At 66.9% G+C, this 12,186-nt stretch carries 11 protein-coding genes; 4 read left to right on the forward strand and 7 right to left on the reverse strand.

The features are described from left to right. The first annotated feature begins 155 nt into the window (after positions 1–155). Genes ACTJLC_RS21435 through ACTJLC_RS21450 form a run of 4 tightly spaced genes read left to right on the forward strand, consistent with a single transcriptional unit; the run spans position 156 to position 4,599 of the window. Positions 156–911 (forward strand): DUF3348 domain-containing protein, encoded by a 756-nt coding sequence (locus ACTJLC_RS21435; RefSeq protein ID WP_073430202.1) that lies wholly within the window; start codon positions 156–158, stop codon positions 909–911. A 10-nt stretch (positions 912–921) separates the two neighbouring features. Further along, positions 922–3,279, forward strand: coding sequence for a DUF802 domain-containing protein (locus ACTJLC_RS21440; RefSeq protein ID WP_310129454.1), 2,358 nt, complete (start codon positions 922–924; stop codon positions 3,277–3,279). Beyond that, on the forward strand, positions 3,276–3,923 hold the full coding sequence (locus ACTJLC_RS21445) for an OmpA family protein (protein ID WP_310125658.1): 648 nt from the start codon (positions 3,276–3,278) through the stop codon (positions 3,921–3,923). The genes ACTJLC_RS21440 and ACTJLC_RS21445 overlap by 4 nt, the downstream gene beginning before the upstream one ends. A gap of 10 nt (positions 3,924–3,933) precedes the next feature. Next, complete coding sequence (locus tag ACTJLC_RS21450) at positions 3,934–4,599, forward strand: DUF2894 domain-containing protein (protein ID WP_310129867.1); 666 nt, start codon at positions 3,934–3,936, stop codon at positions 4,597–4,599. Here the strand turns inward: ACTJLC_RS21450 and ACTJLC_RS21455 are convergent. From ACTJLC_RS21455 to ACTJLC_RS21485, 7 genes are all read right to left on the reverse strand, one after another. Further along, a complete protein-coding gene (locus ACTJLC_RS21455) occupies positions 4,596–5,807 on the reverse strand; it encodes an MFS transporter (protein WP_073430198.1) in 1,212 nt (403 codons plus the stop codon). The genes ACTJLC_RS21450 and ACTJLC_RS21455 overlap by 4 nt on opposite strands. A gap of 160 nt (positions 5,808–5,967) precedes the next feature. Then, positions 5,968–6,768 carry an ABC transporter ATP-binding protein gene (locus ACTJLC_RS21460; RefSeq protein WP_310129452.1) on the reverse strand — a complete coding sequence of 267 codons (801 nt, stop codon included), beginning with the start codon at positions 6,766–6,768 and terminating at the stop codon, positions 5,968–5,970. A 2-nt stretch (positions 6,769–6,770) separates the two neighbouring features. Further along, positions 6,771–8,141, reverse strand: a complete 1,371-nt coding sequence (locus ACTJLC_RS21465; RefSeq protein ID WP_083082518.1) for an ABC transporter substrate-binding protein — start codon at positions 8,139–8,141, stop codon at positions 6,771–6,773. Between the two features lie 80 nt (positions 8,142–8,221). Further along, the gene (locus ACTJLC_RS21470) at positions 8,222–9,307 is read right to left on the reverse strand and encodes a branched-chain amino acid ABC transporter permease (protein WP_310129448.1); all 1,086 of its coding nucleotides are present in this window, start codon (positions 9,305–9,307) and stop codon (positions 8,222–8,224) included. A 26-nt stretch (positions 9,308–9,333) separates the two neighbouring features. Beyond that, on the reverse strand, positions 9,334–10,215 hold the full coding sequence (locus ACTJLC_RS21475; protein ID WP_073430195.1) for a branched-chain amino acid ABC transporter permease: 882 nt from the start codon (positions 10,213–10,215) through the stop codon (positions 9,334–9,336). A gap of 13 nt (positions 10,216–10,228) precedes the next feature. Next, complete coding sequence (locus tag ACTJLC_RS21480; protein WP_154872090.1) at positions 10,229–11,008, reverse strand: ABC transporter ATP-binding protein; 780 nt, start codon at positions 11,006–11,008, stop codon at positions 10,229–10,231. Positions 11,009–11,026: 18 nt separating this feature from the next. After that, a complete protein-coding gene (locus tag ACTJLC_RS21485; protein WP_310129446.1) occupies positions 11,027–12,184 on the reverse strand; it encodes an AMP-binding protein in 1,158 nt (385 codons plus the stop codon). Positions 12,185–12,186: the final 2 nt, after the last annotated feature.

A 12,186-nucleotide genomic window follows, 5' to 3' on the forward strand; every position in this document is an offset into this window, starting at 1 on the left:
GAGCCGACGCGGCCCATTGTCTTCGTCACGCGTGCGCCTGAAAGCGCATCACGCCGAGCGTCGAGCGGATAAGGCTGCATCGGCGTCACACGGCGACACGAGAGGCTCGCGAGGCCGTCAGCGTGTAAACTGCTGACTTTTTCGCTTCCGGTGGTATGTTGCAAATCCTCCCGCGCACAGTTTTCAGCGGCCCGGCGCTCATCCGCCTGCTGGCTCGCCTGACGGATGCCGACGTTCCCGAATCCAGGCAATCGCTTTCAGACCGGCTCAGCCAATGGCTCGGCTGGACCGACGCGATTGCGCTGTCCTCGGCGCTGAACGGCAATCCGCCCGCGGTGGCCTCTGGCGCGCGCGCTTTCGGCAGCGCCGACGAGGAAGAATGCGCTCGCGTGCGCAGTTCGTTGGCGAAGGCCATCGCGGGCGACAGCGTTCTCGCCACGGCGAAGCGGCGCGCACCCGCGCCGGCGTCCGCGCCTAGTGCCGCCACGGATACGGCAGTCGACTACGCGGTGTTCCGTCAACGCTATCTCTCGCTGCAGCAGACGATGGAGACCGGCATCGGCACTTTGCGCGGCCGTCTGCGGGGCATGCTGGCCGCGCGCACGCCCGCGATGGCGCGGCTCGCGTTGGTGGATGCGGTCATGGAGCGTGCGCTCGCCGAGCGCGAGCGGGGTGTGCTCGGCGCGGTGCCCGGATTGCTCGCCGGGCATTTCGAGCGCTTGCGCGTGGCGGAGCAAGCGGCGCTGGCCGAAGCCAACGCCAACGCCAACGCCCCGGCGCTCACATCGGCACACATCCCCGGCGCATGGCTCGACGTATTCCGCAAGGACATGCAGAGCGTCCTGCTTGCCGAACTGGATGTTCGTTTTCAACCGGTCGAAGGGTTGCTCGCCGCCCTTCGCGCCAGCTAACTGGGACACTATGTCCAGATATCGTATCGACCTCGTTGTGTTTTTGGCCGGCCTCGCCGCCGTGTGCTGGATCGCTGGCGGCTATGTCGTTTCGAACCCGCTGGCGCTGGCCGTCACGCTGTTGATCGGCGCCTGTTACCTCGCGGGCGCGTTCGAACTGCGACGCTATAGCCAGGCCACGTCCAGCCTGACGCGTGCCGTCGCGGATCTGTCCGCGCCGCCGTCGAGTCTAGGCGCGTGGCTCGACGCCCTGCATCCGAGCTTGCGCAATGCGGTGCGCCTGCGCGTCGAAGGCGAGCGCGTGGCGCTGCCGGGGCCGGCGTTGACGCCGTACCTCGTCGGCTTGCTCGTGCTGCTCGGCATGCTCGGCACGCTGCTCGGCATGGTGGCGACGCTGAAGGGCACCGGCATGGCGCTGGAAAGCGCGACCGACCTACAGGCGATTCGTGCTTCGCTGGCCGCGCCGGTGAAGGGCCTCGGCTTCGCATTCGGCACGTCGATCGCGGGCGTGGCCACCTCCGCGATGCTCGGGCTGCTGTCCACGTTGTGCCGGCGCGAGCGGCTGCACGCGGCGCAACTGCTCGACATCGAGATCGCCACGACCTTGCGTAGCTACTCGCGAAGCCATCAGCGCGAAGAGGCCTTCAAGCTCCTGCAACGCCAGGCGGACGTGATGCCCACGCTGGTCGACCGTCTGCAAACGATGATGGCGGCCATCGAGCAGCAGAGCCTGGCATTGAACGAACGGCAGATCGCCAGCCAGGACGCCTTTCACGGCAAGACCGAGGCCGCATACCTGCGGCTCGCCTCGTCGGTGGAGCAATCGTTGAAGGCGAGCGTCGCCGACAGCGCCCGCGCCGCGAGCGCGGCGTTGCAGCCCGTGATGGAGGCCACGATGGCGGGCCTCGCGCGCGAGACGGCGGCGTTGCACGACACCGTCACGCATGCCGTGGAGCGGCAGTTGAACGGACTGTCGAGCGGTTTCGAAGCGACGACCACGACCGTCGCCGACATCTGGAACAAGGCGTTGGCGGAACACCAGCGGTCGAGCGAAGCGTTGGCCGGGCATCTGCGCGCGTCGCTGGACCGCTTTACCGAGACCTTCGAGCAACGCTCGGCCGGCCTGCTGGATGGCGTTTCCGCGCGGCTGGAAGCGACCGCGGGCGACGTGTCGCAAGCGTGGAACGCGGCGCTGTCGCGGCAGGAAAGCGCCGGCGAAAAGCTCGCGGCTCAGAACCAGCAGGCTCTCGCGGCGGCGGCGGCGACTTTCGAGCAGCATTCGGCTGCGCTGCTGCGCACGGTCGGCGAGTCGCATGCGGACTTGCAGAGCGCCTTGGCGTCGCGTGACGAGCAGCGGCTCGCGGCGTGGACCGAATCGCTCGGTTCGATCGCCGCCACGTTGAGCAAGGAATGGGAGCAGGCCGGCGCGCGCAGCGCCAGCCGGCAACAGGACATGTGCGATACGCTGGCTCAGACCGCGCGCGACATATCGGCCCAGACGCAGGCGTACGCGAGCAGCACGATCGCCGAGATCGACCGCCTCGTGCAAGCGGCTGCGGAAGCTCCGAAGGCCGCGGCGAACCTGCAGGCGGAACTGGCGTCGCGCGACCAGCAGCGGCTCGCGGCATGGACCGAATCGCTCGGTTCGATGGCCGCGACCTTGCGCGCGGAGTGGGAAAAAACCAGCACGCACGCCGCCAGCCGCCAACAGGAAATCTGCGACGTGCTGGAGCGCACCGCGCGCGACATATCCGCCCAGACCCAGGCGCACGCGAGCGAAACGATCGCCGAGATTGCGCGGCTCGTGCAGGCCGCGTCGGAAGCGCCCAAGGCCGCGGCGGAAGTCGTCGCCGAACTGCGCCAGAAGCTCTCCGACAGCATGGTCCGCGACACCGCGATGCTGCAGGAACGCAGCCGTCTGCTGGAAACGCTGGAAACCTTGCTCGATGCCGTGAACCATGCGTCCACGGAACAGCGCACCGCCGTCGATGCACTGGTCGCCACGTCGGCGGATCTTCTGCAGCGTGTCGGCACGCAGTTCACCGAGAAGGTCGAGCTCGAGACCGGCAAACTCGGTGCCGTCGCCGCGCAGGTCACCGGCGGCGCCGTCGAGGTCGCGAGCCTGGGCGAAGCGTTCGGCATGGCCGTGCAGACCTTCGGCGCATCGAACGACAAGCTGGTGGACCACTTGCAGCGGATCGAAACCGCGCTCGACAAATCGCTCGCCCGCAGTGACGAACAGCTTGCCTATTACGTCGCGCAGGCGCGCGAAGTGATCGACCTGAGCATGATCTCGCAGAAGCAGATCGTCGAGGAGTTGCAGCAGCTTGCCGGTCAGCGGGCTTCAGCCGGAGCCGAGGCGGCATGAACGAGGAAATCGACGGCGGCGTGGAGCAGACGGCGCCGATCTGGCCTGTTTTCGGCGACTTGATGTCGGTGCTGCTCGGCGCGTTCGTGCTGATTCTGGTCGGCGTGATCGGCGTGGAGATGGAGCTTTCGAGCAAGCTGGAGCAGGAGGTCAAGCAGCGTCAGGTGGAAACGCAGCGCCGCATGACGCTGGAGCAGGCGTTGGCCGGACCGCTGGCGGCGGGGCGGGTGACGCTGGTCAACGGGCGCATCGGCATCAACGGCAGCGTGCTGTTCAAGCTGAACTCCGATCAGTTGCAGCCCGAGGGCCGGGACGTGTTGAAGAGCCTGGCCGCGCCGCTCTCCGCCTGGCTCAAGACCCGCGACGAAATCCTGATGGTGAGCGGCTTCACCGACGACCGCCAGGTGCGCGACGGCAATCGCCGCTTCGCCGACAACTGGGAGTTGTCCGCGCAGCGCGCGTTGACGGTGACGCGTGCGTTGATCGACGAGGGCGTGCCTTCGGCGTCGGTGTTCGCGGCCGCGTTCGGCTCCGGGCAGCCCGTGAGTTCGAATGCCGACGAGGACGGCCGGGCCAGGAACCGGCGCGTGGAAATAGCGCCTGTGCCGAGGCCGTCGAGCGCGACGGTGAAGTCCCGTGAGTAGCGGCGGCGACATTGGCCGCGATAGTGGCCGCGATAGTCGCGACGCAGGCGCGGTCCGCGCGACGCTCGACGCCTGGCGCGAGCGCGGCGCCGATCGCGTGAACCCGGTCCGCTTTCATTTCATCGAGGCGCTGGAACGGCGCGCAGCCGGCCACGGCGGCGAGGCGCGCCGTATCCTCGACGACCGGCTGTCGACACTGCTTGCGGACTATGCGGACGATCTGGAGCGGCGGGCCGCATCGGCGGTTGATGAGGCGCGCGGCGCGGCATCGCCGGGTGCGTCCCCTCATGAATCGCTTGCCGGGTTGATCGCGTACATCGGCGGCATGCATTCGGCGGTGCATGCCTCGGGCCCCGCCGCGTCGCGCTCCGCCTCATACCCGGAACTGGAGATGCTCGACTACTTCCGCGAGCTTGCCTCCAGGGCTCGCACCGAAAAGCAGTTGCGGCAATCGCTCGAACAGGTGCCGGGGAATGCGGGGCCGCTCAATTCGAGCAGTCTCGTGCATCGGTCGCTTTCGCTGATGCGTGAACTCTCGCCGGGATATCTCAAGCAGTTCCTGTCCTATGTCGACGCATTGTCGTGGATGGAGCAGATGACCGGCGGCGCGGCGGCGGGAAAGGACGCGCCGCGCGCGGCGAGCGCCGGCAAGAGTGCGCGCGGAAAATCGCGCTAGCGGTTCGCCCGTGATTGCGTGGCCGACGACCGTCCGAACACCAGCAACGTGATCGTCAAGACGCAAAAGCCCGCTCCCGCGTAAAAAGTCGCCGTGGCGCCCACGCGATCCCACAAGGCGCCCGCGATCACGCTGGACGCGAGCGTCACCATGCCGCTGAACAGATTGAAGAAACCGAAGGCCGTGCCGCGCAAGTGCGCGGGCGCGGTTTGCGCGACCATGGTGGCGAGCAAGCCCTGCGTCATCCCCATGTGCAAACCCCACAGCGCGACGCCCACTAGCACCATGCTCCAGTGCGCGCCATGCGCGAGCACCACGTCGGCGGCGATCAAGGCGACGAGGCCGGCGATCAACAGGCGCGTGTGGCTCGTCGTATCCGCGAGCTTGCCGAACGGATACGCGGACAGCGCGTACACGATGTTCATCGCCACCATCACGAGAGGAACCAGCGCAACCGGCACGCCGCTGCCCATCGCGCGCAAGACCAGGAACGCTTCGCTGAAGCGCGCCAGCGCGAAGACCCCGCCCACCACGACCACCCACCAGTAGCCGCCGCCGAGCTGCTTCACGCTTTCCCAGCGAATCGGATTGACCCGCTTCGCACCCGGCTCGCGCGCCGGTTCCTCGACGCCGAAGGCCAGCAGCGCGACCGCGAGCAAACCGGGAATCACGGCGAGCCAGAACGCAAGCCGGAAGTTATCCGCCCACGCGAGCATGATGATGACCGCCAGCAGCGGTCCGAGAAACGCGCCGACCGTGTCGAGCGATTGGCGCAGTCCGAACGCGGCGCCTCGCAGATGGGGCGGCGTGACGTCGGCCACCAGCGCGTCGCGCGGCGCGCCGCGAATGCCCTTGCCGACCCGGTCCAGAACGCGCGCCGTCACGACGATGCCGATGCTGGGCGCGATCGCGAACAGTGGCTTGCTGAGCGCGCCGAGACCGTAGCCGGCGACGGCGAGCCATTTGCGATTGCCGAGGTAATCGCTGAGCGTGCCGGAAAACACCTTGACCGCGGGAGCGGTGGCTTCGGCGACGCCTTCGATCAGGCCGATCGTCGTCGCGCTCGCGCCGAGGCTCGCCATGAGGAACATCGGCAACAGGCTATGGACGATCTCCGACGACACGTCCATCAACAGGCTGACGAAGCCCAGCACCCAGACACTGCGTGGAATGTGCTGAAGAACGCGCGGGCGCGGGCGGGTTTGCATCGACAGGGTCCTCGGGAAGTGTGGACTCGTTGCGTCAAACCTCACGCCGACGCTCGGAGTTCCGACCGTCAGCGTGGCAGCAGGTCTGAAGCGCTGTCAATGATAATCGCCGCGCGCGTTGGCTCCCGTCCGCGCTCGTTCGCTCCCGTCGGCGTTCGGGCTATGCGCGCATGTACCGTCGCGCTGCCCCGCCTGTTCCCTCGCGCGTGCGTTGTGTGCCGCCGCCCAGATAAGCATCGCGCAGGACATCGAGCTCCAGCAGCGCTTGCGCCTTCCCATGCGCAACCACCCGGCCGCCTTCGAGCACGTAACCGGATTGCGCATAGCTCAGCGCGATCGCGGCGTTCTGCTCGGCCAGCAGAAAACTCACACCGTCGTCGCGATTGAGCGCCGCCACCGTCTCGAAGATTTCCTCGACCACTTGCGGCGCGAGCCCCATCGACGGTTCGTCGAGCAGCACCAGCGAAGGCCGCGCCATCAACGCGCGGCCGATCGCGACCATCTGCTGTTCGCCGCCCGACGCGTAGCCCGCCAGCGTCGCGCGGCGCTCCCTGAGCCGCGGAAAGATGCCGTAGATGCGTTCGAGCTCCGTTTCGAGTTCAGCGCGTTTGGGCCGCCGCACGAACGCGCCCAGCCGCAGGTTGTCTTCCACCGACAAATGCGCGAAACAACGCCGCCCCTCCAGCACCTGGACGAGCCCGCGTTCGGCGAGCGTCCACGGATCGGCGTGGGTGATCGCTTCGCCGCGATACGCGATGCGCCCCGACGTGAGCTCGCCGCGCTCCGCGCGCAGCAGACTGGAGACCGCCTTCAGCGTGGTCGTCTTGCCCGCGCCGTTGCCGCCCAGCAAGGCGACGATCGCGCCGGACGGCACGCTCAGCGACACGCCGCGCAATGCCGGTATCAACTGGCTGTACGTCACCGCGATGTCGTCGACTTCGAGGATCGGGGCGGCGCTCATGCTCAGATATCCTTGCCGCAATCGCGCGGCGTAATGCCTTTCTCCTTCGCGTAGGCATTCGCCGACTTCTCGATGATCGGACGCAGCAGCGCGCGGTCGGCCTGCACCCAGCCGCTGATCACCTTCCATTGCTGGCCGTCCCATTGCTGAAAGCGCACGGCGCCGCCGCCTTCGTGATCGGCGCACGACAGCTTCAGCGGCTGAACCAGACCATACGCGCCGAGCTGCTTCAGGCGCGCGTCGTCGAGATTCAGATGCTCGAAGCCCCAGCGCACCTGTTCGCCTGTGAGCGGCTTATTGCCGAATTTCGCCTGCGCCACGCGCAACGCCTCGACATTCAGAATGCCGTTGACGACGCCCAGGTTGTAGTACACCGTGCCGAAGCGCGCCGGGTCCTTCAGATTGCCGTTGCCCGGCTTGATCACGTACTGGTCGATGGCCTGAATCACCGGGAAGCCGGTGCCCGACGGATGCGTGGTGATCGAGATGAAGCCCTTGGCGGCGTCGCCCGCCGGACGCGCGTCCTCTTCCGAGTTGCTCCAGATGTTGCCGATGATGTGATCGGCCGGGAAGCCCACCTTTTGCGCGGACTTCAACGCGACCGGATTCATCACGCCCCAGCCGCGCAGAATCACCCAGTCGGGCTTGATCCGATGGATGGTGAGCCACTGCGAGCCTTGCTCGTTACCCGGATGCGGCACTTCGATCTGCGTGAGTTCGAAGCCGTATTTTTTCGCGAGCGTATCCAGCACCGGAATCGTCTCGCGGCCATAAGGCGAGCCGTGGTAGAGCACGACGATCTTCTTGCCCTTGAGCTGAGTCAGTCCGCCGGATTGCTGGCCGATGTAATTGACGATCGCGGAGACTTCGCTATACGGATTGAGTTGCAGCGGAAACACATAGGGGAATACCGCGCCGTCCGTCGAATCCGTGCGGCCGTGGTTGATCGTGACGAGCGGAATCTTGTCCACGGTCGAACGATCGAGCGTGGCGTAGGCGATGCCGACCGAGAGCGGATTGGTCGCCGCCGCCGGCGCGCCGTTCAGGCCGCTCTTCAGCCGCTCATAGCACTCCACGCCCTTTTCGACCACGTACTCGGTTTCGCATTCGCTCCACGTCAGCTTGACGCCGTTCACGCCGCCGTCGCGCTTGTTGACGAGGTTCATATAGTCGATGAAGCCGCCGAAAAAGCCGCTGCCGCCAGCCGCATAAGGACCGACGCGATAGCTTTGCAACGGGAAGTATTCCTCGCCCGCGGCTTGCGCGTTGGAAAAGGGCGTGGCGCCGAGCGCAAGCAGCAGGCTCGCGGCGGCGAGGCGCGCTGACAGGCGCGCTGACGTTCCGCGCCTTTTGAAGGAGTCGATGAAATTCATACGGGGTTAGACCTTGATTAATAAAGCAGTGAAATGAGGCAATGAAATGAAGAGCGACGAGCGAGGCAATGCAGCCGGCTTCACGCGCGCAACGGCCAGTCGCGCAGCCGGTTCCACGCGGTCTGGACCAGTCGCGCGAGGCCGTCCGGTTCCTTGATGAGAAAGACGATGATGAGCGTGCCGAAGAGGATCTTCTGCAGGTTCTGCAACTGGCCGGCCTCGATGCCGACGCTGGCGAGCGCGCCCGCCGCATGCGAGAGCAGTATCGGCAGCAGCACGATGAACGCGGCCCCCAGGAAATTCCCGCCGATGCTGCCCATGCCGCCGATGATGATGATGAACAACACCTGAAACGACAGATTCAGATCGAAGCCGTGCGGCTCCACCGTGCCGAGATAGGCGAATGCCCACAGCGCGCCGGCGATGCCGAGCACGAACGAACTGAGCGCGAACGCGAGCAGCTTGGTGCGGCCCACCGGAATGCCGATCACGCGCGCGGCGGTGTCCATGTCGCGCACGGCCATCCAGCGCCGGCCGAGTTCGCTGCGCACGAGACTGAACGCCATGACGAAGACAATCGCCACGACGCTCAGCACGAGCAGATAGCGCGCCGCGGGCGTGGCGATTTTCAGGCCGAACGCGGAGAGCGCGGGCGCGCTCAGCACGCCCGAACCGTCGTTGTTCGAAAACCAGCTCACCCGCGTAAAAATCCACTCGACGAGGAATTGCGCGGCCAGCGTCGAGACGATCAGATAGAAGCCCTTGATGCGCAGGCTCGGCAGGCCGAACAGCGCGCCCACCGCGGCGGTGATGAGTCCGCCGAGCAGCAGGTCGACGGCGAGCGGCAGCGCCGGCGCTCGCACCAGCAGGTTATAGGTGGCGTAGGCGCCGACCGACATGAACGCCGCCGAGCCGAGCGAGAGTTGTCCCGCGTAACCGGTGACGAGGTTCAGCCCCAGACCCGCCAGCGACAGCACGAGGAAGGGAATCAGGATCGCGCTGAGCCAGTAGTCGTTGCTCAGGCGCGGCACGGCGACGAACGCGATCAGCGCGGCTAATGCGATCAGCGCGAGTAGCGCGCCGCCCGACAGCCTGAGTAGGGACGAGCGGCGCGGCTGTGCGCCCGGTTTGCGCGATACGCTCGCGTTGGATTGAAGAGACGACATGGTTGGCCTCGCACTCGCACTCACGTTCACACCCGTTCCACGGCGGGTTCGCCGAACAAACCGGCAGGGCGCGCGAGCAGGAACAGCATCGCGAGCAGATAGGGAAACCAGTTTTCGATGCCGCCGCCGAGCAGCGTGCCGACGTAGACTTCGGCGAGCTTCTCCGACGCGCCGATCAGCAGCCCGCCGACGATCGCCCCGCCGATCGACGAAAAGCCGCCGATGATCAACACCGGCAGCGCTTTCAGCACCACCAGCGACAGCGAGAACTGCACGCCGAGCCGCGCGCCCCACAGGAGCCCCGCCACGAGGCTGACGAAGCCGGCGAGCGCCCACACGATGGCCCAGACGCGCGGCAGCCGCACGCCGACCGCCAGCGCGGCGAGCGGGTCGTCGGCGACGGCGCGCAACGACAAGCCGAGCCGCGTTCGCCGGGTCAGCAGCGACAGCGCCAGCACCAGCGCACCGGCGGTTGCCGCCGCGAAGATGTCGAACTGGCTGATCATGACGCCGGCGAGATTCAACGGCTTGTCGTCGATGCCGAGCGCGAGGCCGTGCACCTGCGCGCCCCAGAAGAGTTGCGCGGCGCCTTCGAGAATGAAGCTCAGGCCGAGCGTCGCCATGAACAGCACGATGGGCGGCCGGTTCACCAGAGGCCGCAACACGAGGCGGCCGATCAGCACCGCGATCAACACGAGCGCCGCGAGCGTCACGCCGAAGGCGAGCACCGGATTCACCTGCCGTTCGACGAGGCTCACATAGGTCAGTGCGCCGAACAGCACCATCGAGCCCTGCGCGAAATTGAACACGCCGGACGCTTTGTAGATCAGCACGAAGCCGATCGCGACCATCGAATACATCACGCCCGCCAGCAAGCCGCCGACGAGCACTTCGAGAAAAAATTCCATGTTGTCGAGTCTCTCAATGACGGGTGCCGAGATAGGCGGCCAGCACGTCCGGGTTGCCGCGCACGTCGGCGGGCGCGCCATCGGCGATCTTCTTGCCGTAATCGAGTACGACCACGTAATCCGACAGGTCCATCACCACGCCGATGTCGTGCTCGATCAGCACGACCGTCACGCCGAATTGCCTGTTGGCGTCGAGCACGTAGCCGGCCATCGCGCGCTTTTCGTCGGCGTTCATGCCGGCCATCGGTTCGTCGAGCAGCAGCAGGCGCGGCTCGGCGGCGAGCGCGCGGGCCAGTTCGACGCGCTTTTGCACGCCATAGGGCAAGGTGCCGACGGCGGTGTGCCGGAAGCGCTGCAAATCGAGTGCTTCGATGACGACTTCCGCATAGCGGCGCTGTGCCGTTTCATCGCCGCGCGCGCGGCCGACGCACAACGTCTGTTCGAGCCACGTGCTGCGCCGATGCAGATTGCGGCCGGTCAGCACGTTGTCGAGCACGCTCATCCGGCGAAACAGCGCAATGTTCTGAAACGTGCGCGCAATGCCGCTGTGCGCCGCGTGGTACGGATTCATGCGCCGATAAGCGTTGCCGTCGAAACGCACGCTGCCGTGCTGCGGCCGATACACGCCGTTGATCACGTTGAGCAGCGAGCTTTTGCCCGCGCCGTTCGGACCGATCAGCGCGCAGATTTCCCCGGCTTGCACGTTGAAGCTGATGTCGGTGATGGCTTTGACGCCTTTGAACGACAGCGAAATATGGTCGAGCGAGAGCAGCGCGTGAGTGGATCGAGTCATTTAAGGTTGGGTCATGCGTCAGTAGGCCGGTTGTTCGGACGCGCGGTCCGCCGCATGGCGTTGCGGCGTTTCCGGCTGTGCGCGTTGTTCGACGCGTTGCCAGTCGCTGTGATCCGGCCACGCGCGGACCGGTACGCGTAGCGCATCGAACAGCGCAGCGGTTTTAGCGTCGAGCGGCGGGCCGATGACGAGCGCCGCATGCGTGCGTGAAAAACCGATGACGTCGCGCAACGGCCGCGTGATGAGCCACCACGTCAGCGTGCGGATGAGCGGGCCGAACGGACCACGCTGCCCGCGTAGAGCGCGATCGATCAGGCGGCGGCGCCATGAGCGCTCGCCGGGCAAGCGGTCGTCCACGAGTTGCGCCACGCGGGCGTAGGTGTCGCGCGTGCCGGCGACGAGCGTCGGTGCGAGTTCGCGGCGGTCGTTATCGCGCGTGGCGAGCGACTCGGGAAAGTTCAGGCGGAAGCCGCTCAGCACCCACGGCGCGATCAGATAGCGCTCCTGCGAAGCGGCGGCAAACGCGCGCGCGGCGAAGGCTTCGTCGTTCGCGTGCAGCTTCTCGGTGTCGACCAGATGCCGCGCTTCGCGCACCAGCGTCGCGTGAGTGAAGCGCTGTTCGACGAGGTGCCCGTCGTCATTCAGCCGCACGAAGGCGAACGCATCGCCGTGCGGCAGCGCGGCCGGTGCGAAGCCTTCACGACTCGCGAGCGCCAGCGCGCGATAGTCGATCACGGCGGGATGCGGATGCGGCGTGAGATGGCGCGGGTTCGCGTCGATCACTTGCAACGCCTGTTCCTGCGCCAGCAGACGGTCGACCTGACGGTCGTCCTCGGCAAGCACGAAACGCGGGGCGAGATGCGTGAGCGCGGCGCGCAACGCGGCGTCGCCGAGTTGCGGGTCGAGCGGTATCGCCACGCCGCCGCTCCACTGCGCCGCGAGCGACAGCAGCAATGCCTGCTCGCGCGGCTGGCTCACGAGCAGTAGCGCGTCGCCCGCCGCAAAGCCTCGCTGCGCGAGGCCCGCCGCGAGTTGCTCGACCGCCGCGGCGACCTCTCGCCACGACAGCGCGTGCCACGCGCCCAGCCGCTTGTGCCGCAACGCAAGAGCATGCGGCCGATGCCGCGCCTGATGGCGCAGCCAGTCCGGCAGCGTCGAGGGTTGCGCGCCCGTCATGA

The sequence above is a fragment of the Paraburkholderia sp. 22099 genome, assembly GCF_052045835.1.
GTDB lineage: Bacteria > Pseudomonadota > Gammaproteobacteria > Burkholderiales > Burkholderiaceae > Paraburkholderia > Paraburkholderia terricola.